We start from the raw sequence: 23,470 nt of genomic DNA, 5'->3' as shown, positions 1-23,470 counted from the left end.
TTTTTAATTACTTTAATATAACATCTCATTAACATTAATGAGTAAATGTATATTATTTATGCAATTTAATTTTGTTTTTAAATAATTACTCAAAAATAGTTATATGGATTTTTAATATGTTAATTTGATATTTTAATCAAATTTATCTATAGGATTTTTTTATGGTTTTCTTTTTAAGCATTCTTCCGATTGCGCTATTAATTTACTTAATGGTAAAACGTAATAGTTTACCTTCCTATATTGCTTTGCCAATCATTGCAGTATTAACTTATCTTTTACAAGCATTTTACTTTGGTACAGATTTAACGCGTTTAAATGCAAATGTTATTGCTGGTTTAATTGCGACTCAAACACCAATCACGATCATTTTTGGAGCAATTTTATTTAATCGTATGATGGAAGTGTCTGGTAGCACAGATATACTTCGTAAATGGTTAGCTAATATTAACCCCAACCCCGTTGCTCAAATCATGATTATTGGCTGGGCATTTGCTTTTATGATTGAAGGTGCCAGTGGATTTGGTACGCCTGCGGCAATTGCGGCACCTATTCTAGTTGGTTTAGGTTTTAAACCTCTACAAGTTGCTATGCTTGCATTAGTGATGAATTCGGTGCCAGTTTCTTTTGGTGCAGTAGGTACACCAACATGGTTTGGTTTTGGTGCATTGGGGTTAAGTGATGATGTGGTACTGGAATTAGGGCAAAAAACGGCATTTATTCATTTTATAGCGGCGTTTGTTATCCCTCTATTAGCGTTACGTTTTCTCGTAACTTGGAAACAAATCAAACAAAACCTTGTATTTATTTATATTAGTATCCTTGCTTGTACGATACCTTATTTCCTATTAGCACAAATAAACTATGAGTTCCCATCGTTAGTAGGTGGTGCGATTGGTTTACTTGTTTCAATTTTCATTGCTAATAAAGGTATTGGTATCAGTAAAGGAGATAATACGGATGTGCAGCTGGAAAACGTGGCATTTAGTCAAGTATTCAAAGCACTTTTCCCAACAATGATGTTAATTGCTATCTTAATTGTGACACGTATTCATCAGTTAGGTATTAAACAATTGTTAAATGATGCAACAACTTGGTTCTCAGTTTCACTGGGTGGATTAGGTGAGTTTAAAGTCAGTCAAGCTCTCATCTTGTCGTTAAATAATATTTTAGGACAAGGGATTAGTGAAAGCTATAAGACGCTTTATGTACCATCTCTTATTCCATTTATTGTGACAGTGATTATCTCTATTTTTGTATTCAAATTGAATAGTGAGAAAACTAAGAATATTGTGTCAACAACTTATCATCAAACTAAAAAGCCCTTCTTTGCCTTATTAGGTGCATTAGTTATGGTAAAATTAATGCTAGTAGGCAATGATAATTATGATTCTATGGTCATTACTATCGGTAAAACCTTTGCTGATGTAACGGGTGATAAGTGGGTTTATTTCTCTTCTTATTTAGGTGCAATTGGTGCTTTCTTCTCTGGTTCAAATACCGTATCAAATTTAACTTTCGGTGGTATTCAGTTATCTATTGCAGAAACAACAGGTATGTCAGTTCCACTTATTTTAGCGCTACAGTCTGTGGGGGGCGCGATGGGTAATATGGTGTGTTTGAATAACATTATTGCAGTGTGTACTGTATTAAATGTGAGTAATCAAGAGGGTACGATCTTAAAACGCACGGTTGTACCTATGTTCTTATATGGCGTAATTGCAGCATTAGTTGCGGTCGTTATTTACTAATCTGTTGTTGTGATACTGTCATACATAGCTAACTTGTATAAAGTTAGCTATGTACTATTTTTTTGGAGTAATCAAAAATGAATGTCAATTTTTATGTAACTTGTATTGCTGATGCATTGAAATCGAATGTGGCAAAGCAAACAGTACTTCTTCTTGAACGGCTTGGCTGTCAAATTACGTTTCTAGAACAACAAAGTTGCTGTGGACAACCTGCGATTAATAGTGGCTATGTGACTCAAGCGATCCCCGCAATGAAAAATTTAATCGAAACCTTTGAGGTTAATGACTATCCTATAGTGGCACCAGCAGGTTCTTGTGTATATGCCATTACAACTTATCCAGAGTATTTAAAAGATGAACCAGAGTGGGCTGCTCGCGCACAGAAAGTTGCGGATCGTTTTTATGATTTAACAGATTTTATTGTAAATAAATTAGGTATCGTTGATGTAGGTGCAAAATTAGAAGGTAATGCAGTTTACCATCCCTCTTGTAGTTTATTTCGTAAACTAGGTGTGAAAGACGAGCCCTTAAAACTGTTGCAAAATGTGAAGGGGCTAAGTTTATTGCCTATCCACAACCAAGAAACTTGTTGTGGTTTTGGTGGAACATTCTCTGTAAAAATGGCTGAGATTTCAGGTGAGATGGTAAAAGAAAAAGTACAACATATTATGGCAGTCAAGCCTTTGTATTTAATTGGAGCAGACGTAAGTTGCTTAATGAATATCGGCGGTAGGATGAAGCGAGAAGGGCATAATGTAAAAGTCATGCATATCGCTGAAGTGTTAATGAGTCGATAAAGGAGAAAATGATGTCAATAAAAACAAGTCACCTTCAATTTAAGCCACGTATTAATGAAGAGATTCAAAATGAGATTATGCGTAAAGCTGTTGTTATGGCACAAGAGCGTATTGGCGCTAATCGTCAGAAAATGGTGGAGGAGCTCGGGCACTGGGAAGAATGGCGCGATTTAGCAAAAGAGATCCGTAATCATGTAATTGAAAATTTAGATGCCTATTTATTCCAACTTTCAGAAAAAGTTACTGAAAATGGTGGACATGTTTATTTTGCAGCAACGGCTGAAGAGGCGACTAACTATATTAAACAGGTCGCTAAAGCGAAAAATGCAAAAAAAATTGTGAAGTCAAAGTCAATGGTGACTGAAGAAATTGGCATGAACCATGTTCTTGAGGCAGAAGGGATAAAAGTTATTGAAACTGATCTTGGTGAATATATTCTTCAAGTAGCTGAAGATAAGCCATCGCATATTGTTGTTCCTGCTATTCATAAAGATCGTCATCAAATTCGTAAAGTGTTAGCAGAAAAGTTAGGTTACACAGGGTCTGAAACACCAGAGGAAATGACATTATTTATTCGTGAAACGATACGTAAAGATTTCTTAGAAGCAGATATTGGTGTAAGTGGGTGTAATTTTGCAGTAGCAGAAACGGGCAGTGTATGTTTAGTTACTAATGAAGGAAACTTGCGTTTAGCAACATCATTACCGAAAACACATATTGCGGTAATGGGAATGGAACGTTTAGCTCCAACTTTTAAAGAAGTTGATATTTTAATTACTTTATTGGCACGAAGTGCAGTAGGGGCTCGTTTAACAGGCTATAATACGTGGTTAACTGGTCCACGTTTAGCTGGTGAGACAGATGGACCTGAAGAATTCCATTTAGTGATTGTGGATAACGGTCGTTCGAAAATGCTGGGATCAGAATTTCGTGATGTTTTACGTTGTATCCGATGTGGCGCCTGTTTGAATACTTGTCCTGCGTATCGCCAAATTGGTGGACATGGTTATGGTTCGATTTATCCAGGTCCAATTGGTTCAGTGATTTCACCTATTTTAGGTGGCTATGAGGAATTTAAAGATCTGCCTTCTGCTTGTTCATTATGTACAGCATGTAATCAGGTTTGCCCTGTTAAAATACCACTGGCAAATTTATTATTAAAACATCGTCGTAATATTGCTGAGTCAGGTATGAATCCTGTCGTAGAACGTTTATCTGTGAAGGCATTTACTGTTGCGAATAGCCATCCAAATCTATGGAAGATTGGTGTGAATATCGGTGCTAAAGTTGCAAAGTTAGCTATTCGTGATGGAAAAATGCCGATTCAAGTTGGGGCGGTTGCAGAGTGGAGTAAGGCTCGTGATTTACCTGATGCTGAAGGTGAAAGTTTCCGTTCTTGGTTCAAAAATCGTTAATTGGTAAGGAATTTCTATGTTAGATCAACAAAATAGACAACAGTTTTTGGATAACCTTGCACAACAACTTGGACGGGAGTTTCGTTCTACTGTTACAGGAAGTTATTTGCAATTGAACAATTATCCTACAACGCGGTTAACAGAATTGAGTATTGATGAACGTTGTGAAGCATTCGTTGAATTTGCTACACAAACGATGTTAGTTAATTGCAAAATGACGACCCCAGAACATGCTAGTACAGATATATTAGCTTTATGTAAACAATATGGTGGTGGTCCAGTTATATTGAATGACGATGTACGTTTAGTGGGCTTAGGTATCACATCAGCTATACAAACACAATATGAAACACATATTTGGGCAGAAAACTCTGCGGAAACAAACCGCACTTTTGCGAACAGCGCGAATATTGGTATTGTATTTGCTGAATATGGTCTAACGGAGTCAGGTGGGATTGTGCTTTTTTCTAATGCACAATCAGGTCGTTCTGTTAGCTTGTTGCCCAAAGTCTCTATCGTTGTATTGAAAAAAAGCACTATTTTGCCACGTGTTGCACAGTTGTCAGAGATTTTGCATCAAAAAGCAAAGTCGGGGGAGCGTATGCCGTCATGCGTAAATTTGATTGCGGGACCAAGTTCCACCGCTGACATTGAACTGATTAAAGTTGTTGGTGTACATGGCCCTGTTGCAAAGGCTTATTTGATTATTGATGATACTAAATAGATATCAAACATGATAAAACTGCGGTCATTCTAGTAAAATTTTATCAATGATAGGTGTTGTGATATAAATAATGGAGGCAAAATGGCCTCCATTTTGTTTACAGAATCATTTTGACGAGTTTATCTGCCTTAATACGAGCAAATTTTTTCAGTAGTTTTTGTACAGGTGCTGGATATTGTTTCATTTCATCTAACTCAGAATAATGTTTTAGCACAGTTGTATGCTGGCGAATACAGGTTAACTCTTGCTCAACCTGATCGCGTAATTGCTGTTTTGGATCATGAATAAATAAGCCATTTTCTGCATCTAAACGCCATGCACGAGGATTAAGATTATTTCCAGTCAATAAGATATAATCTCGGTCGACCCAAACACCTTTTAAGTGATAGGAATTCTCACCATCTTTCCAAGTCCGTATCGTTAATAGTCCTTGATTAATTTCATACTCAAATTTTTTGCTAAAGCGACGCAAATTGCTTTCATATAAATAAGGTAATGCAGCTGCCATTTTGAAGGGTTCTGAAGGTGGAATATAGAAGTCATTGGCTGTTTTATCACCTACAATAATTTCCACTTTTTTACCTTTATTGAGTAAGCGACGGATCTTTTGTTGTAATGTACGTGGAAAGTTGAAGTAAGGTGTACAAATTACTAATTCTTGTTCAACAATTTGAAAGAGATCTTCTATTGTTTGATTTAAGCGATTGTTATATTTACTTAAACCGAATAAGACAGAAATGCTGAGTTGCTCCTCTGTTTCTTCTAATAATTTAGCTCCTTTTAATGCATATTGTGCTTCAAATGCCAATGTTTTACGAAATTCTTTAATGGCTGGACGAATATCTTTTGTTGCTGGGCGGTGCACACTATCCAAAGGATAAACCGCATCTGGGTTTAATAAATACTTTTGTATGAAACAAACGATTGTATCCGCTAATTCTGGGTGAGTAATTTTATGATAGCGGTCATAGCGATATTTATTTGATTGGTGTAGATAGACATTATTAATGCTTGCACCACTGTAAAGCACCGTATTATCAAATACAAAACCTTTAATATGTAATACACCAAAGACTTCACGAGTATTAATTGGTACACCAAAAAACATATTTGGATCATTTGCTAGTTGATATTTCGCTCGTTCATCACTATACCAATCTGCATTAGTGGCGCTCTTTTCTGCACCAAGTAGGTTGCGTTGTGCTCGATGCCAATCAATTAGGATTTTGACATCAAGAGCGGGGTTATCTTGTTTAGCACGATAGATTTCATCTAAAATTTCCTGCCCTGCTTCATCATGCTGCCAATAAAGTGCAGTGATATAAATACGTGATTTTGCTTGTTTGATAAGCTGAATAATCTGGTTTTTAAATGTGGATGGATGATAAAGAAACTCCACTTGTTCAGCTTGTAACGGTAAACAGAATAAACGATTGATATTTTGTTTTGCTCGTTTGGTTTTGTTTATCAACATAAAAATCATTCTCTTTAAGTTTGATTAGCTCGCTAGTTTACAATATTTAATATGGAACTTGGTAGCAAAATACAGTTTTTTCGTTATAATGCTCACACTTTATCGCAAAGTAGGGCTTTTTTTGCCTAACTTTACCCTTCTAACAAGCAAACTGGCACATCAAAATGAGCAATAAGACAAAGTCACCTGTTTTTCAACAAACACCTCATAAAAAATTTAATGAGCGTATTGTAGGCGAAAAAATTGAAAAAAATACACCGCACTTCAAACATCAAACACAAGAAAATCGCGCTAAAAAAAAGCATGATAGCTTTCATTCTACACATAAATTACAAACAAAAATGAGCAGTTCTCGTCATACTCAAAAAGTAGAGCAACGCATTTCAGAAACAACCTTACGAACAGCAAATGGTATTGATGGGAAAGTAAAGGTTGTTGTAAAAAGTTCTGTTATGAGTGATAAAGCTACTGAGAAAAAAACTGGGCCTCTTTCACCTCGTGCACCAGAGAAGATCAAAAAAAATCGATCAGAGGAAATGAAAGTATATGGTGAAAATGCTTGTTCTGCATTATTTATTCAACGCCCAGAGAGTATTGTACGAGTTTGGACAACAGTAGAAATGGCGAAAAAGAGTGGTGAGTTATTCAGTTATTTAGCTGCAAATAAAAAAGTCTATCATGTAGTAGATAATAAGGAATTAACGCTAGTAAGTGGTACAGAGCATCATGGTGGAATCTGTATGCTCGTGAAAAAAGCGAGACCATTTACTCTATCAGGTTATTTAGATATTCCTCGTAAACAAGACTGTTTAGTAATGATTGATGATGTACCAAATGCACATAATATTGGCGGTATTGTTCGTACTTGCGCAGTGTTTGGTGTTAAAGGTCTTATTGTCGAGCGTCAATTTGCTGACAATTTAAACTCATCAGCTGCCGTGCGAGTTGCAGAAGGGGGAATGGAATATATTCGTGTATTAGAAACAGATTATGCCGATAAAGCATTAAAACAGCTTCGCCAAGCCGGATATCAAATTGTACACCTTTCAACTAGTAAACAAGCTAGTACATTCAATAAAATTAAGTTAGCTCATAAAGTGGTTTTTGTGGTCAGTGAAAGTGGAAAAACATCATTAGCAGAACAGGAAGATGAAAAAGTCATTTTGTCGTTAAGTAATCCACTCAATGCAGAATTGAATATTGCCGTTGCGACAGGAATTTTGTTAGCAAAATGGGATGAAAGTCTAAATTAATTTTCTATGTATTGTATTAGTTAAATTTTAGTCTATGATATATTAGTAGGCAAATAAAAATCCCCAGTTAATGCTGGGGATTTTTTTGTTTGAAACTATATAAAAAGTATTACCAACCTTTTACAACACCGTCATTAAAATGTTTAACGGCTTCTTGATAAACTTCTTCACTTTGGAATGCTTTTACGAAATCTTTGATAACTTCATTATCTTTGTTATCTTCACGTGCTACAACTAAGTTAACGTATGGAGAGTCTTTATCTTCCACAAAAATACCATCTTTTTCGCGAGTTAAACCATGTTGTCCTGCGTAAGTATTGTTGATTATAGCAAAATCAACATCATCTAATGCACGTGGTAATAATGATGTTTCTACTTCTTGAATGGTGATATTTTTTGGATTTTCTACGACATCAATTGAGGTTGAGAATAAATTATTTGAATCTTTTAATTTTATCACACCTTGTTTTTCTAAAAGTAGTAATGCACGGCCTAAGTTACTAGGGTTATTTGGTACTGCAACAATAGCACCCTCTCTTAGTTCAGAGATGTCTTTAATTTTTTTAGAATAAGCGGCGATTGGGAAAACAAAAGTATTACCAACAACAGCTAATTTATAACCACGTTGTTCTACTTCTTTATCCATATATGGTTTATGTTGGAAAGCATTTATATCTAAATCGCCTTTTGATAGTGCTTCATTCGGTTGAGTATATTCAGTGAACTCAATGAGTTTTACATCAATATTGTATTTTTCTTTTGCAATACGAGCGGCAACTTCCGCAACTTGAGCTTCTGCACCAGACATGACACCGAGTGTTAATTTACGTGCAGGCTCTTGAGCTGGAGTAGTTGTTGCGGTAGGTTTGTCATCTTTACAACCTGCTAATGCAACTGCCGAGAAAATGGTCGCTAGACCTAAAAGTTTTGTTAATTTCATAAGTAATCCTCTAAAAGAAAGATGTTGTGTAAGTTGTATAGTTAATTAGCGATGATCAAAACGCTCAGCTAAGTGGTCACCCAATTTTTGGCTTAACATTACGATCAGAACGATAATAATTGTTGCGATCCATTTCACATAGACCATATTACGGTGTTCTCCATAAGTAATCGCAAGATTACCCAAGCCACCACCACCAACAGCGCCCGCCATTGCAGAGTAACCGATTAAAGCAACTAAGGTTAGCGTTATACCGTTGATTAAAATAGGGATAGATTCTGGCAAATAGTATTTAGTGACGATTTGCCAATTAGTCGCACCCATTGATTTCGCAGCTTCTGTTAAACCACTTGGAATTTCAAGAAGTGCATTCGAAGTCAATCTTGCAAAAAATGGAATTGCAGACACACTCAATGGAACGATTGCTGCTGTTGTACCAAGTGTCGTACCGACAATTAAACGTGTAAAAGGTAATAAAATAATGAGTAAGATGATAAAAGGAACTGATCGCCCTATATTAATAACCACATTTAATACTTGATGCGCACGACGATGCTCTAAGATCTCACCTTTGCCTGTTAAAAACGCAAGGAATCCTATTGGGAGACCAACAATAATGGCAAATAATGTTGCAACAAATCCCATATAAAGAGTTTCTAGTGTAGAAAGCCCAACAAGTTCCCAAATTCTTAGTGTCATTTCTCGGGTAAAATCTGCCCATAATTGATCAAACATAACCTAATACCTCAACTTTTACATTATGTTCCATTAAATAAGCTTTTGTTTTTGTAATAGCTTCATCATCTCCTTCCATTTCTGCAATAACAAAGCCAAATTTAACACCGCCAGCGTAGTCAATTTGTGAAGTTAAAATACTTAAGTCAACACCAAACATCTTTGAAGCTTGTGAGAGTACTGGGGCATCTACTGTTTGTCCCGTGAACTCAAATTGTACAATTGGCCAAGAGTTTGTATGTCTAGGTGTATCTGATAGTTTTTCCATATATTCTTCTGGTAAGTTAATATGGAAAGTTGATCGAATAAATTCTTTTGCCAGTTGAGTTTGTGGATTAGAAAAAACTTCACTTACAGACCCTTGCTCAATTAATCGTCCTTTATCAATTACAGCAACTTTATCACAAATGCGTTTAACAACTTCCATCTCATGCGTAATTAAAAGGATGGTGATACCTAAAGTGCGGTTGATTTCTTTTAATAAATTTAAAATAGATTGTGTTGTTGCAGGGTCTAAAGCACTAGTTGCTTCATCACACAAAAGAACTTTAGGTTCACTAGCAAGTGCGCGTGCAATTGCTACACGTTGTTTTTGACCGCCTGATAAGTTAGATGGATAAGCATCCTTCTTATCAGCCAAACCAACAAGTGCTAATAATTCATTGACTTTGCTATGAATTTTTTCTTTTGGTGTATTTTCTAATTCTAATGGTAATGCCACATTACCAAATACTGTACGTGATGTAAGCAAATTAAAGTGCTGAAAGATCATGCCAATATTACGTCTTTCATGAACTAATTCAGTATTTCTTAACTGAGTTAAATCTTTTCCATCGACAATAACTGAGCCAGTTGATGGTGCTTCAAGTAAATTAACACAACGGATTAACGTACTTTTTCCTGCGCCAGATGCACCGATAACACCGCAGATTTGTCCTTTGGGTACATACAAAGAAACATTATCAAGTGCAGTGAGTTTTTTGCCTGAAACATCAAAAATTTTACTAATATTTTCTAGCTTAATCATATAAGCCCTTTTATTTTATTGTTCTTTATAAATAAGATTGGTTTTTTATTTTAGACGTCTAGATTTCCATGTCAATATGTAATCAAAGATTTTTTATCATTATTAGTTATAAAATAGAATCAATAGAGAGTTTATTTGATAAGGCTCATAATAAAAGAGATAATTTATCTATAGCTAATTAAGAAGGATTGGGAAAATGAGAAAAGCGATTTTTTTAGATCGAGACGGTACATTAAATATCGATCATGGTTATGTTCACGAAATTGATCAATTTGAGTTTATTGCTGGTAGTATTGAAGCGTTACAACAACTTAAACAAATGGGATATTTGTTAATTTTAGTGACTAATCAATCTGGTATTGCTCGAGGCTATTTTTCAGAAGAACAATTTTTACAGCTCACCGAATGGATGGATTGGTCACTTGCTGATAGAGGAGTGGATTTAGACGGTATTTATTATTGCCCACATCATATTGATGGAAAGGGGGAATATAAACAAGAGTGTGATTGTCGTAAGCCTAAGCCAGGAATGCTATTACAAGCAATCAAAGAGTTGGATATCGATCCTATAAAATCTATTATGATCGGCGATAAAATAGAGGATATTTTAGCGGGTAAAAGTGCTAATATTGCAACAACGGTTTTAGTTAGAACAGGAAAACCAATTACTCCAGAAGGCAAAAAATTAGCAAACTATGTAGTAGACTCTATTACTGAGTTGCCTAAATTGTTAAATAGATTAAAAAACTAACAATTGGTGTTTGGTATTTGTACTTTGTGTTCTAAGAATAATTTTTTTCTAAAAAATTTTAAAAAAAAGTATAAAAAGGGGTTGCGCGATATTTATTTTTGCCTATAATACGCGGCACACAACGACGCGACGTTGTATGGGATAAGAGATTACAAGTTGCGTCGTTGTTTTGTTCTTTAACAATTTATCAGACAATCTGTGTGGGCACTTGTTGATTGATTTCATTTTGAAAAAAATTTTAATTATTGAAGTCTTAATAGGTGCTTATAACTGAAAATTCATACTGATTTAATATTAAGAGTTTAATATTAAATAGAAGTGTAAACTTTAGCTAAGCAGTTTATTGAGCGATTGAACTTTGAATTGAAGAGTTTGATCATGGCTCAGATTGAACGCTGGCGGCAGGCTTAACACATGCAAGTCGAACGGTAGCAGGAAGAAAGCTTGCTTTTTTTGCTGACGAGTGGCGGACGGGTGAGTAATGCTTGGGAATCTGGCTTATGGAGGGGGATAACTGTGGGAAACTGCAGCTAATACCGCGTATAATCGAGAGATGAAAGGGTGGGACCGTAAGGCCACTTGCCATAAGATGAGCCCAAGTGGGATTAGGTAGTTGGTGGGGTAAAGGCCTACCAAGCCTGCGATCTCTAGCTGGTCTGAGAGGATGGCCAGCCACACTGGGACTGAGACACGGCCCAGACTCCTACGGGAGGCAGCAGTGGGGAATATTGCGCAATGGGGGGAACCCTGACGCAGCCATGCCGCGTGAATGAAGAAGGCCTTCGGGTTGTAAAGTTCTTTCGGTGATGAGGAAGGGGTATTATTGAATAGATAATATCATTGACGTTAATTACAGAAGAAGCACCGGCTAACTCCGTGCCAGCAGCCGCGGTAATACGGAGGGTGCGAGCGTTAATCGGAATAACTGGGCGTAAAGGGCACGCAGGCGGACTTTTAAGTGAGATGTGAAATCCCCGAGCTTAACTTGGGAACTGCATTTCAGACTGGGAGTCTAGAGTACTTTAGGGAGGGGTAGAATTCCACGTGTAGCGGTGAAATGCGTAGAGATGTGGAGGAATACCGAAGGCGAAGGCAGCCCCTTGGGAATGTACTGACGCTCATGTGCGAAAGCGTGGGGAGCAAACAGGATTAGATACCCTGGTAGTCCACGCTGTAAACGCTGTCGATTTGGGGATTGGACTTTATGTTTGGTGCCCGAAGCTAACGTGATAAATCGACCGCCTGGGGAGTACGGCCGCAAGGTTAAAACTCAAATGAATTGACGGGGGCCCGCACAAGCGGTGGAGCATGTGGTTTAATTCGATGCAACGCGAAGAACCTTACCTACTCTTGACATCCTAAGAAGAGCTCAGAGATGAGCTTGTGCCTTCGGGAACTTAGAGACAGGTGCTGCATGGCTGTCGTCAGCTCGTGTTGTGAAATGTTGGGTTAAGTCCCGCAACGAGCGCAACCCTTATCCTTTGTTGCCAGCGATTTGGTCGGGAACTCAAAGGAGACTGCCAGTGACAAACTGGAGGAAGGTGGGGATGACGTCAAGTCATCATGGCCCTTACGAGTAGGGCTACACACGTGCTACAATGGTGCATACAGAGGGCGGCGAGACGGCGACGTTGAGCGAATCTCAGAAAGTGCATCTAAGTCCGGATTGGAGTCTGCAACTCGACTCCATGAAGTCGGAATCGCTAGTAATCGCAAATCAGAATGTTGCGGTGAATACGTTCCCGGGCCTTGTACACACCGCCCGTCACACCATGGGAGTGGGTTGTACCAGAAGTGGATAGCTTAACGGAAACGAGGGCGTTCACCACGGTATGATTCATGACTGGGGTGAAGTCGTAACAAGGTAACCGTAGGGGAACCTGCGGTTGGATCACCTCCTTACCTAAAATGGGATGACAGCAAGTGTTCACACAGATTGTTTGATGAATTGTGTAAAAAGAAGGTAAAGCTTATCAAGATAAAATTGATAAGTAATGGCAAAGCGGAAAGCATCTTTAAATGTTGTCCCCATCGTCTAGAGGCCTAGGACATCGCCCTTTCACGGCGGTAACCGGGGTTCGAATCCCCGTGGGGACGCCATCTGAAGATGATTTTTATTGTCTATTAGTTCTTTAAAAAATTGGAAACAAGCTGAAAAACTGAAGAGACTTTCAAGTTTATTGCTTTGTATTTAGAAGTAAGTAATGTAAATATAAAGTGATGAATAACATGAAGTCTGAGTAGAAAAAATCTTGACTGAGAAAAGGCAGTCAAGTGTTTAGTAGTTAATAGCAACATTAAGTATAGAAAAGTACTTGAGGTTGTATAGTTAAGTGACTAAGCGTACACGGTGGATGCCTAGGCAATCAGAGGCGAAGAAGGACGTGCTAATCTGCGAAAAGCTTGGATGAGTTGATAAGAAGCGTTTAATCCAAGATGTCCGAATGGGGAAACCCAGTAGATGAAGAATCTACTATCATTATCTGAATAAATAGGATAATGAGGCGAACCGGGAGAACTGAAACATCTAAGTACCCCGAGGAAAAGAAATCAACCGAGATTCTGTAAGTAGCGGCGAGCGAAAGCGGAGGAGCCAGTAAGTGATAACAACAGAGACAGAGGAATTGGCTGGGAAGCCAAATCACAGAGGGTGATAATCCCGTACTCGAAGTCCAGGTTGTGGTACTAAGCTTACGATAAGTAAGGCGGGACACGAGAAATCCTGTTTGAAGATGGGGGGACCATCCTCCAAGGCTAAATACTCCTGATTGACCGATAGTGAACCAGTACTGTGAAGGAAAGGCGAAAAGAACCCCTGTGAGGGGAGTGAAATAGAACCTGAAACCGTGTACGTACAAGCAGTGGGAGCCTGAAAGGGTGACTGCGTACCTTTTGTATAATGGGTCAGCGACTTATATTTTGTAGCGAGGTTAACTGAATAAGGGAGCCGAAGGGAAACCGAGTCTTAACTGGGCGTTTTAGTTGCAAGGTATAGACCCGAAACCCGGTGATCTAGCCATGGGCAGGTTGAAGGTTGGGTAACACTAACTGGAGGACCGAACCGACTAATGTTGAAAAATTAGCGGATGACTTGTGGCTGGGGGTGAAAGGCCAATCAAACCGGGAGATAGCTGGTTCTCCCCGAAATCTATTTAGGTAGAGCCTTGAGCGGACACCTTCGGGGGTAGAGCACTGTTTCGGCTAGGGGTCCATCCCGGATTACCAACCCGATGCAAACTGCGAATACCGAAGAGTGATACTCAGGAGACACACGGCGGGTGCTAACGTTCGTCGTGGAGAGGGAAACAACCCAGACCGCCAGCTAAGGTCCCAAAGTCTATATTAAGTGGGAAACGAAGTGGGAAGGCTTAGACAGCTAGGATGTTGGCTTAGAAGCAGCCATCATTTAAAGAAAGCGTAATAGCTCACTAGTCGAGTCGGCCTGCGCGGAAGATGTAACGGGGCTAAATATAGCACCGAAGCTGCGGCATCAGAATTTATTCTGTTGGGTAGGGGAGCGTTGTGTAAGCGGATGAAGGTGAATCGAGAGGTTTGCTGGACGTATCACAAGTGCGAATGCTGACATAAGTAACGATAAAACGAGTGAAAAACTCGTTCGCCGGAAGACCAAGGGTTCCTGTCCAACGTTAATCGGGGCAGGGTGAGTCGGCCCCTAAGGCGAGGCTGAAAAGCGTAGTCGATGGGAAACGGGTTAATATTCCCGTACTTGGATAAACTGCGATGTGGGGACGGAGAAGGTTAGGTTATCGACCTGTTGGATGGTCGTTTAAGGTGGTAGGTGGAGAGATTAGGCAAATCCGGTCTCTTATACAACACTGAGAGCTGATGACGAGGTGCTACGGCACTGAAGTAACTGATACCACACTTCCAGGAAAAGCCACTAAGCTTCAGGTTTATCTAAACCGTACTGAAAACCGACACAGGTGGTCAGGTAGAGAATACTCAGGCGCTTGAGAGAACTCGGGTGAAGGAACTAGGCAAAATAGCACCGTAACTTCGGGAGAAGGTGCGCCGGCGTAGATTGTAAATCCTCGCGATTGAAGGTTGAACCGGTCGAAGATACCAGCTGGCTGCAACTGTTTATTAAAAACACAGCACTCTGCAAACACGAAAGTGGACGTATAGGGTGTGATGCCTGCCCGGTGCTGGAAGGTTAATTGATGGTGTTATCGAAAGAGAAGCTCCTGATCGAAGCCCCAGTAAACGGCGGCCGTAACTATAACGGTCCTAAGGTAGCGAAATTCCTTGTCGGGTAAGTTCCGACCTGCACGAATGGCATAATGATGGCCAGGCTGTCTCCACCCGAGACTCAGTGAAATTGAAATCGCCGTGAAGATGCGGTGTACCCGCGGCTAGACGGAAAGACCCCGTGAACCTTTACTATAGCTTGACACTGAACATTGAATTTTGATGTGTAGGATAGGTGGGAGCCTTTGAAGATGACACGCCAGTGTTGTTGGAGGCGTCCTTGAAATACCACCCTTTAACGTTTGATGTTCTAACGAAGTGCCTGAAACGGGTACTCGGACAGTGTCTGGTGGGTAGTTTGACTGGGGCGGTCTCCTCCCAAAGCGTAACGGAGGAGCACGAAGGTTTGCTAATGACGGTCGGACATCGTCAGGTTAGTGCAATGGTATAAGCAAGCTTAACTGCGAGACAGACAAGTCGAGCAGGTGCGAAAGCAGGTCATAGTGATCCGGTGGTTCTGAATGGAAGGGCCATCGCTCAACGGATAAAAGGTACTCCGGGGATAACAGGCTGATACCGCCCAAGAGTTCATATCGACGGCGGTGTTTGGCACCTCGATGTCGGCTCATCACATCCTGGGGCTGAAGTAGGTCCCAAGGGTATGGCTGTTCGCCATTTAAAGTGGTACGCGAGCTGGGTTTAGAACGTCGTGAGACAGTTCGGTCCCTATCTGCCGTGGGCGTTGGATGATTGAAAGGGGCTGCTCCTAGTACGAGAGGACCGGAGTGGACGCATCACTGGTGTTCCAGTTGTCTCGCCAGAGGCATTGCTGGGTAGCTAAATGCGGAAGAGATAAGTGCTGAAAGCATCTAAGCACGAAACTTGCCTTAAGATGAGTCATCCCTGACTTAGAGTCAGTAAGGGTTGTTGTAGACTACGACGTAGATAGGTCTGGTGTGTAAGCGTTGCGAGACGTTGAGCTAACAGATACTAATTGCCCGAGAGGCTTAACTATACAACGCTCAAGTATTTTTAATACAAGACGACATGTTTCTGACTGTAGGGGTTGGAGAGAAAGGATAGTAGTTCAGCTTGTTGACAATTGAGAATCTTATACTGTACTGGATGAGGGTAGAGTATGAAGATGTGAAGAGCGAGATGAGAGTAAATCATCAAACAGGATTATCTTGGCGGCGATAGTGCAGTGGACCCACCTAATTCCATGCCGAACTTAGAAGTGAAACGCTGTAACGCCGATGGTAGTGTGGGGTTTCCCCATGTGAGAGTAGGACACCGCCAGGTATTATTTCATTAATTCATTTCGGAATTAAGTGAATTAATGAAATAAAATTTTTTGGTAGCAATAGTGCAGCAGAACCACCTGAATCCATGCCGAACTCAGAAGTGAAATGTTGTAACGCCGATGGTAGTGTGGGGCTTCCCCATGTGAGAGTAGGTCACTACCAAATATCAATTGGTGGAGCGGTAGTTCAGCTGGTTAGAATACCTGCCTGTCACGCAGGGGGTCGCGGGTTCGAGTCCCGTCCGTTCCGCCACTTATTTAGCGAATTAGATTTCGCTTTCTTTCTAGGGGCGTAGTTCAATTGGTAGAGCACCGGTCTCCAAAACCGGGTGTTGGGAGTTCGAGCCTCTCCGCCCCTGCCATTCAATAATTCATTCTAATCTCATAAACTGTTTTTCTATAATATATTTACGACTAAGTTCTTATAGTAAGTAAGGTTTAGTTCAATATTTATATAAAATATATAATCTAAGATAATTCTCTTTTGAATGAGTTTTCCTAATAAATAAATCAGCAATATAATGATATTTTGCAGCTTTAAAATATTAATCAAATCTTTTAATCCATTTTTTAAATGAAAATTTAGTGTGTTTGTTCTTATAGTATCTTTATTGGATAAATATCGTTAGAGATTATTGAGTGAGATTTTTAATTGAGTATATGTTTATAAACCTAATGCTTGTTTAATTAATTGTGTTTTTACAAAGTCTAATTTATTTGTTGCGCTCAATCCGATACCTCTAATTAATTTTTTAATGGGATTATCTCCAGCGAAGAGATCTTTTAATCCTTGCATAGTAATCAGCATTTTCATAGCTTCTTTTTTGCATTGACGTTCATAGCCTCGCAAATAGCGATATTCACCGATATCCACATTAAGATCGAGATTGTTTTGAATACTATTAGATAGTGTAACGACATCTTGAAAGCCTAGATTAACACCTAATCCAGCTAATGGGTGAATAGTATGGGCCGCATCACCGAGTAATACGATTCTATTTGCTGCAAAATCACGAGCATAGCGAGCAGTGAGTTGTATACTTCGACGCTCTCCTTGTAATTTACATAAGCCCAAATGCATATCAAAAGCTGCAGAAAGACTGCGATTAAATTCTTCCTCATCACATGTTGTTAATAGTGTTGCTTTCTCAGCAGGCAAAGACCATACAATAGAACTTAAATTATCTTGGTGTAATGGTAGAAACGCTAGAATACTATCTTTTGCAAAAACCTGTCTTGCACAGTGTTGATGTGGCTCCTCTGTTTGCACATTACAAACTAGTGCATGATGGCCATAGTCACGAAAAATAAGAGGGATATTTGCTTGTTTTCTCAGCCAAGAATTTGCACCATCCGTACCAATCACAAGTTTTGTGGATAAAATTTGACCATTATTTAAAGTAAGAATCGCATTACTTTCTGTGATGCCTAAATCTTGTGGAAGTGCGGTAACAATTTCTACATTTTTCTGCTGTTTTACTTTTTCCCATAAGCAATGTTGAATTAAATGATTTTCTATAATATGTCCAAGATGAGGAAGACCTAAACTTTGCGTATTAAATTCAATATTAGCAAAACTATCCTTTTCCCAAACATACATGGAATTATATTCAGTGGCACGAAGTTGAGTAAGTTGTGACCACACATTCAGCTCGGTTAAGAGTTTTTGACTTGCAAGATTGATTGCACTTACGCGATTTGTAATCGAATCAGTCGTCACTTGATTAGGAAAACCTTCAATGAGAGCAATGCGCAATGGTTGTTTTTCAAGACTTGCAGCTAGCGCTAAACCGACCATTCCGCCACCAATAATAGTAATATCAAATGTTTTCATCTTATTTCCATCCTAAAGTCGGTTTAGCGAAATACTGACGTAATAAATGTGATTGTGAAAGCGCCATTAAACCTAATGTTCGCCCAATTTGTAATGGTAGTAGGTTATTAGCAAAAATAGACAATAGACTATCCGTTAAATTGATAATTTGTTGCTGATCTTGCTGCCGCGCTCTTTCATAAGGCATTAAATTTTGATAGTCACCAATATCTTGTTTTGTTTTATAATTTGTCGCGACAAGCTTGGCTAATTGCATCACATCACGAATACCAAGATTAAAGCCTTGTCCTGCAATAGGGTGTAATGTTTGTGCAGCATTACCAATTAATGCAATACGTGGTTGAATATGTTGTTCTGCTTGATATAAATTTAGTGGATAAGCAAAGCGTTGTCCACATTGTAATAATTTACCTAGGCGCCAGCCAAAACGGTGTTGTAATGCGACAAGAAACTCAATTTCACTACATTGCATTAATTTTTCTGGATTTTGTACACACCAAACAAGAGACATCAAATTATTTGACATGGGTAGAAGAGCGAGAGGACCTTCGTCAGTAAAGCGTTCAAAAGCCCGATATTGGTGTGCTTGTTGTGGTAATACATTTGTAATAATAGCAGTTTGGTTATATTGGCGGACTAATTTTTGTGAAATCTTAGCTGCATTTGCTACTAATGATTGTGTACCATCTGCACCGACAAGTAGTTTTGTAGATAAAGTGCGGTCATTTTTAAGTGAAATTTTTACTTGATTGGTATCGTATTCAATGTTTGTAATATCAACTGGTGCGAAGTAATCAATGTGCGGATATTGCTGCATTGCGTTGAGTAAAATTTTTCCTGCAACTTGTAATTCTATAACTCCACCTAATTGGGATAAATCGAATTCATGGGCACTAAACTCGGTTAAGCCACTGTGACCTTTATCTGAAACATGGATTTTTTTGATAGGTGTAACAATAGGCTGGAATTGTTGCCACAACGTTTGACCATTTGGTAGATTGATTTGTGTTAAACGTTGGCAACTACCATCAGATAAAGCAATGCAACGGGCATCAAAACCACTTTGTTTATGTTGGTGTGCAATTTGTTTTTCTAAAACTGCGACTTTGATTTTGCCGGCCGTTTGATCGCTGAGAGCAAGAGCCAATGTAGCGCCAGCCATTGCGCCACCAACAATAATGACATCGTAGTGTTTATCCAGAGACATTGCGCTATCCTATCACTTATTTGCCATTAATTTTTCAATATCGTCAATTTCTTTTGGTACAGCACTTGTTAGATTTTTATTACCATATTCAGTGATTAATAAATTATCTTCAATACGTACACCGATACCTTTATATTGTGCAGGCACATTAGCTTTTTCTGAAATATATAAGCCAGGTTCAACTGTTAGTACCATACCTACTTCTAATGGGCGGTCGCGAACTTTACTATTACGGTTATTATTGTGTTCATCTTTGCTATAACTACCAACATCATGCACATCTAAACCTAACCAATGCCCTAATCCATGCATATAGAATTGACGATAGGCTTCTGTTTCAATTAATTCTTCAATATCACCTTGTAAAATACCTAGTTTAACTAGCCCCTCTACTTTGATACGTACAACTTCTTCATTTGCTTGTTGGATTGAATTACCAGGTACAAGAAGCTCAATAGCACGTTTTTGCGCATTGAGTACAATTTCATAAATATCACGCTGTGCTTGGCTGAATTTCCCATTAACAGGAAAGGTTCTTGTAATGTCTCCTGCATACATTGCAAATTCGCAGCCAGCATCAATTAATACTAATTCGCCTTCTTTTAAAGGCATGTCATTTTCAGTGTAATGTAAAATGCACGCATTTTCTCCCCCTGCAATAATAGAGTTATAAGATGGATTACGTGCACCAAAACGACTAAACTCATGTAAAATTTCATGTTCAATTTCATATTCTAAGCGATTGGGACGAGTTTTTTGCATCGCACGAATATGAGCAAGAGCACTGATTTGTCCAGCCTGTTGCATAAGAGCAATTTCATTCTCTGATTTAAATAAGCGCATTTCATCTAGCATCTCTTTCCAGCATAAAGCTTGGCTAAAATCGACCGCACTTTGTGTAAGTAATTCATCCCCCCAAGGATGAAGAGTTGGTAAGTGATAAATCGCATTAGTATTTTCTAAAATTTTAGGAAATTCAGCACTAAAGTCGTCGATCGAAAAAGCATGATCTAGAGAAAGTTTAGTTGGTGCATTTGTCACACCTAAACGGCGTCCATCCCATGTTTCTCGTAAAGGATCAGAAGGACGAACGAAAATAATACTTTCTTGTTTGCCTGATTTTTTACGTAAGATGAGTACTGAATTGGGTTCATTAAAGCCTGTTAAGTACCAAAAATAACTATCTTGACGAAATGGATAAGCACAGTCATTACTACGGCGCTTTTCAATTTCAGAAAAAACAATAAATACAGAATCATCTTGCATTTGCTCAAAAACTTTATTACGGCGTTCAATAAATTCTTGTTGCGGAAGCGTAGCCATATAAGCTAAATCCATGTTTATTCTCCTTATAATGTGGATTAGTGTAATACAGTTTTTTGTTCAGTTTGGGCTGGTTGAAAATGAGTGAATAATAAGCAAGCAATGGTGCGCACATATTCAATGATTTCTTCCAAGGCTTCGCTTAATTCTTCTTTATCATCACTCTCATCATAACCTAATTGACAAATATCATGTAAGTCGTCGAGTGCTTCACCAATATCACCTTTTTCTTTATCTAGTTTGGGTTGAGCTAATCCTAGACCTAATAAGAAATGATTTGCCCATTCTGATAAGCTATCTGCGCGGCTAAAAACATCATCCTCATTTTCAGGCAGCCATAGTTCAAAATCAAATCCATCAATGTCTGCTAATTTTTCACGAATTTGTTGATACAACTGGGTAACTTGCTGTAGCAAGGTATGTGGGTAAGCATGATTTTCGTTAGTAAATTGAAATAAGAGAGGTTGCCAGCTTTGATCTGTTACGCCACCACAAACTAAGCCACTTAAAAAACCATGGAGCTCGGCGCTAGAAAGTGCTATACCTGCATTTTTTAGATCTTGGGAAAATTCGGAATAAGACAACATTGATTCTGACCTTATAATTCTTTATTTAATAAGTGGGTATCAGTTTACCACTCTCATGCTATGCAACCAATAATTAGACGGATTTTTTTAGCTATGGCATAATAATACTTAAAATAATTAAGCTGAATGGAGGCGAGATGTCGTCTAAAAGTATTGAGTTACCTGTACTTGGGCAGGTTTTGCGTTTAAATTGTCCAGAAGAGCAGCATGAGGCGCTAAAGCAAGCAGCAAAAGTGCTTGATCTACGAGTGTCAGAGATGAAAGAACGTACAGGTATTTTACAATTAGAGCGAGTCTTGTCTATTGTTGCATTAAACTTAAGTTATGAATTATTACAGGAGCAACAAAAAACGACATCTATTGAAGATTTACTTAAAACAAGGATTCAGCAACTCGATCATTCTTTAGAAACTATTTTGACACAAAAATCGACCAATTAATGCCTAATTAGTTGAACTGATAAACAAATAATGAATTAGCGCTAGTCAATAGACTTAAATTAAGTTAGTATAAAATAAAGATTACCTGAGGTGTTTGCCAGTGGGTTATGTCCCTGAGCCGATACTTTTATATTATGAATTGGTTTCTAATTGTTGGTGTGCATGCTTAGTTTTACTAAGAAGCCTAAAAATAGTTATAACTGATTCCCTTGAACCGTTGGGTTCAAGGACTGATGCCTACAGCGGCATCTCGGGTTCTTCATTTGATCAATTTCATGAATACCCATTCTCTCTTACGTCAAAAAATTCGTCGCCAAGTTAGGCAACTTCGTCAAAAGTTGACTACATTTGAACAAAAACAAGCTGAAATTATTGTTACCCAGAAAGCTTTGCAATTCATCGATCAAAAACAAGCACAGAATATTGCATTATATTTGGCTTTTGATGGTGAGATTTCGACTCAGTTATTGATTGAACATCTATGGGAACAAGGGAAGAATGTGTTTTTACCTGTATTACATCCATTTTGTGCAGGACATTTATTATTTTTAGGGTATCAGCCAAAAACATTAATGCAGAAAAATACATTCGGTATTTGGCAGCCAAAATTAAACGTGCAGCAAGTATTACCATTGAACGAGATAGATATTATTTTTGTTCCTTTAGTTGCTTTTGATCAGCAAGGAAATCGTCTCGGGATGGGGGGAGGATTTTATGATCGTACTTTACAAAATTGGCAACAGAAATCTTTTATTCCTATTGGGCTAGCACACCAATGTCAACAAGTCGAGCACTTACCACTAGCAAGCTGGGATATACCTTTAGCACAGATTCTAGTGGGATAAAAAATAGGATACTACTGAGAGTATCCCTATTTTAAAATGTTAAATTTATTGTGCTAATTGCACATTTGGTTCGGTAGGTTTTTCTACTTCGGCAAATGTTCTGCCTTTATTGGCTTCAATAATAGTTGCAGTTTGTGCTGCGAGCTCTTTTAGATTCATTTTCTCATAAGCCGTTTGCATTAATGGTAATGCTTCATAAGTAGCCTGTGTATCAGGATATTGCTGTAACATACCAACCACACGGTTTGCCACTGCTACATGAGCATCACGTTTGGCATAAAATTTGGCAATGGATAATTCATGACGAGCTAAACTTGCTTTGATATATGCCATGCGAGCGAGAGCATCTGGTGTATAAGGGCTATTCGGGAAATGTTGTACGAGTGTTTGGAAATTAGCAAATGCTGTTTTAATCGATGTGCTTTCACGCGTCGCTCGATCCACCTTGAATAAGTCTTGAATATAGTTGTCGCTTAATGCAGAGTTAGTCAAACCAGCCATGTAAAGAGCATAATCTAAATTACGGCTAGTAGGATATTGTTGTAAAAATCGATCAACTAAAATCAGAGTTTGTGTATAGTCTTGAGTTTTGTAATTTGCATAGATTAAGTTTAATAAAGTTTGCTCGCTATAATTACTGCCAGGGAAACGAGTATGTAGTGCATTTAAATAGCGGATAGCTTGTGAATAATCGCCATCTTGCAAATAAGTTTGACCAACATTATAAAGCTCTTGTTCTGGACGTTGTTCCACCTCTTTAGAGCCTGAACAGGCACTAATAGCAAATGCGGTTAAAGCAATAAGCGTGAATGATTTTAATTTACGCATTAGATAATCCTTATTTTTACGAGCAATGAT

General features: G+C 38.6%; 17 protein-coding genes, 3 tRNA genes, 4 rRNA genes and 1 other RNA gene. 16 read left to right on the top strand and 9 right to left on the bottom strand.

The features are described 5' to 3' along the window. Positions 1-161 precede the first annotated feature (161 nt). The 4 genes from K7G93_RS07190 (at position 162) to K7G93_RS07175 (ending at position 4,684) form a co-directional block, all read left to right on the top strand. A complete protein-coding gene (locus K7G93_RS07190; protein WP_228400343.1) occupies positions 162-1,748 on the top strand; it encodes an L-lactate permease in 1,587 nt (528 codons plus the stop codon). 77 nt (positions 1,749-1,825) lie between these two features. Beyond that, positions 1,826-2,545, top strand: coding sequence for a (Fe-S)-binding protein (locus K7G93_RS07185; protein WP_228400342.1), 720 nt, complete (start codon positions 1,826-1,828; stop codon positions 2,543-2,545). 11 nt (positions 2,546-2,556) lie between these two features. Further along, entirely contained in the window at positions 2,557-3,960 is a 1,404-nt protein-coding gene (locus K7G93_RS07180; RefSeq protein ID WP_049215706.1) for a LutB/LldF family L-lactate oxidation iron-sulfur protein, read from the top strand. 16 nt (positions 3,961-3,976) lie between these two features. Further along, complete coding sequence (locus K7G93_RS07175; RefSeq protein ID WP_115323162.1) at positions 3,977-4,684, top strand: LutC/YkgG family protein; 708 nt, start codon at positions 3,977-3,979, stop codon at positions 4,682-4,684. A 97-nt stretch (positions 4,685-4,781) separates the two neighbouring features. Here K7G93_RS07175 and pssA read toward each other — a convergent pair whose 3' ends face one another. Next, a complete protein-coding gene (pssA, locus tag K7G93_RS07170) occupies positions 4,782-6,158 on the bottom strand; it encodes a CDP-diacylglycerol--serine O-phosphatidyltransferase (protein ID WP_228400341.1) in 1,377 nt (458 codons plus the stop codon). Between the two features lie 164 nt (positions 6,159-6,322). Here pssA and K7G93_RS07165 point away from each other — a divergent pair, with 164 nt between their 5' ends. Next, a complete protein-coding gene (locus K7G93_RS07165) occupies positions 6,323-7,411 on the top strand; it encodes a TrmH family RNA methyltransferase (RefSeq protein ID WP_115323160.1) in 1,089 nt (362 codons plus the stop codon). Positions 7,412-7,520: 109 nt separating this feature from the next. Here K7G93_RS07165 and K7G93_RS07160 read toward each other — a convergent pair whose 3' ends face one another. The 3 genes from K7G93_RS07160 to metN are packed head-to-tail and all read right to left on the bottom strand — an operon-like array spanning position 7,521 to position 10,113. Then, complete coding sequence (locus K7G93_RS07160) at positions 7,521-8,351, bottom strand: MetQ/NlpA family lipoprotein (protein ID WP_228400340.1); 831 nt, start codon at positions 8,349-8,351, stop codon at positions 7,521-7,523. Positions 8,352-8,396: 45 nt separating this feature from the next. After that, the gene (locus tag K7G93_RS07155; protein WP_228400339.1) at positions 8,397-9,086 is read right to left on the bottom strand and encodes a methionine ABC transporter permease; all 690 of its coding nucleotides are present in this window, start codon (positions 9,084-9,086) and stop codon (positions 8,397-8,399) included. Continuing rightward, positions 9,079-10,113: a methionine ABC transporter ATP-binding protein MetN gene (gene metN, locus K7G93_RS07150; RefSeq protein ID WP_228400338.1), complete on the bottom strand. Its 1,035-nt coding sequence runs from the start codon at positions 10,111-10,113 to the stop codon at positions 9,079-9,081. Before metN ends, K7G93_RS07155 begins: the two co-directional genes overlap by 8 nt. 196 nt (positions 10,114-10,309) lie before the next feature. Here metN and gmhB point away from each other — a divergent pair, with 196 nt between their 5' ends. The 8 genes from gmhB to K7G93_RS07110 all read left to right on the top strand — a co-directional run bounded on the left by gmhB (position 10,310) and on the right by K7G93_RS07110 (position 16,738). After that, positions 10,310-10,864, top strand: a complete 555-nt coding sequence (gene gmhB, locus K7G93_RS07145) for a D-glycero-beta-D-manno-heptose 1,7-bisphosphate 7-phosphatase (RefSeq protein WP_224045703.1) — start codon at positions 10,310-10,312, stop codon at positions 10,862-10,864. A 360-nt stretch (positions 10,865-11,224) separates the two neighbouring features. Beyond that, positions 11,225-12,766: ribosomal RNA gene (locus K7G93_RS07140) — 16S ribosomal RNA — on the top strand. A gap of 122 nt (positions 12,767-12,888) precedes the next feature. Continuing rightward, positions 12,889-12,964: transfer RNA gene (locus K7G93_RS07135), tRNA-Glu, on the top strand. Between the two features lie 227 nt (positions 12,965-13,191). Further along, positions 13,192-16,088: ribosomal RNA gene (locus K7G93_RS07130) — 23S ribosomal RNA — on the top strand. A gap of 171 nt (positions 16,089-16,259) precedes the next feature. Further along, positions 16,260-16,375: ribosomal RNA gene (gene rrf, locus K7G93_RS07125) — 5S ribosomal RNA — on the top strand. Positions 16,376-16,426: 51 nt separating this feature from the next. Next, positions 16,427-16,542 (top strand): 5S ribosomal RNA (rrf, locus tag K7G93_RS07120). The 16S, 23S and 5S rRNA genes sit together here with 3 tRNA genes alongside, the layout of an rRNA operon. A 10-nt stretch (positions 16,543-16,552) precedes the next feature. Beyond that, positions 16,553-16,629 (top strand) — tRNA-Asp (locus tag K7G93_RS07115). A gap of 33 nt (positions 16,630-16,662) precedes the next feature. Beyond that, positions 16,663-16,738: transfer RNA gene (locus tag K7G93_RS07110), tRNA-Trp, on the top strand. A gap of 302 nt (positions 16,739-17,040) precedes the next feature. Here K7G93_RS07110 and K7G93_RS07105 read toward each other — a convergent pair. Genes K7G93_RS07105 through K7G93_RS07090 form a run of 4 tightly spaced genes read right to left on the bottom strand, consistent with a single transcriptional unit; the run spans position 17,041 to position 21,327 of the window. After that, positions 17,041-18,210 carry an FAD-dependent monooxygenase gene (locus K7G93_RS07105; protein WP_226691018.1) on the bottom strand — a complete coding sequence of 390 codons (1,170 nt, stop codon included), beginning with the start codon at positions 18,208-18,210 and terminating at the stop codon, positions 17,041-17,043. A gap of 1 nt (position 18,211) precedes the next feature. After that, positions 18,212-19,417, bottom strand: a complete 1,206-nt coding sequence (gene ubiH, locus K7G93_RS07100) for a 2-octaprenyl-6-methoxyphenyl hydroxylase (RefSeq protein WP_226691019.1) — start codon at positions 19,415-19,417, stop codon at positions 18,212-18,214. Between the two features lie 12 nt (positions 19,418-19,429). Beyond that, positions 19,430-20,755, bottom strand: coding sequence for a Xaa-Pro aminopeptidase (pepP, locus tag K7G93_RS07095; RefSeq protein WP_160531741.1), 1,326 nt, complete (start codon positions 20,753-20,755; stop codon positions 19,430-19,432). Positions 20,756-20,778: 23 nt separating this feature from the next. Beyond that, the gene (locus K7G93_RS07090) at positions 20,779-21,327 is read right to left on the bottom strand and encodes a YecA/YgfB family protein (RefSeq protein ID WP_049215535.1); all 549 of its coding nucleotides are present in this window, start codon (positions 21,325-21,327) and stop codon (positions 20,779-20,781) included. A 137-nt stretch (positions 21,328-21,464) separates the two neighbouring features. On the opposite strand from K7G93_RS07090, the gene K7G93_RS07085 reads away from it, so the two are divergent. The 3 genes from K7G93_RS07085 (at position 21,465) to K7G93_RS07075 (ending at position 22,612) form a co-directional block, all read left to right on the top strand. After that, entirely contained in the window at positions 21,465-21,767 is a 303-nt protein-coding gene (locus K7G93_RS07085) for a cell division protein ZapA (RefSeq protein WP_160531742.1), read from the top strand. Positions 21,768-21,846: 79 nt separating this feature from the next. Continuing rightward, a non-coding RNA gene (ssrS, locus tag K7G93_RS07080) (6S RNA) lies at positions 21,847-22,028 on the top strand. A 14-nt stretch (positions 22,029-22,042) separates the two neighbouring features. Further along, complete coding sequence (locus K7G93_RS07075; RefSeq protein WP_160531743.1) at positions 22,043-22,612, top strand: 5-formyltetrahydrofolate cyclo-ligase; 570 nt, start codon at positions 22,043-22,045, stop codon at positions 22,610-22,612. A gap of 45 nt (positions 22,613-22,657) precedes the next feature. Here K7G93_RS07075 and K7G93_RS07070 read toward each other — a convergent pair whose 3' ends face one another. After that, positions 22,658-23,440: an outer membrane protein assembly factor BamD gene (locus K7G93_RS07070; protein WP_160531744.1), complete on the bottom strand. Its 783-nt coding sequence runs from the start codon at positions 23,438-23,440 to the stop codon at positions 22,658-22,660. Between the last annotated feature and the right edge of the window lie 30 nt (positions 23,441-23,470).

This window comes from Pasteurella canis, assembly GCF_020810675.1.
In the GTDB taxonomy this organism is placed as follows: Bacteria; Pseudomonadota; Gammaproteobacteria; order Enterobacterales; family Pasteurellaceae; genus Pasteurella; species Pasteurella canis.
The sequence above is the reverse complement of the archived record's forward strand: the minus strand, read 5'-3'. Positions and strand labels throughout refer to the sequence as shown.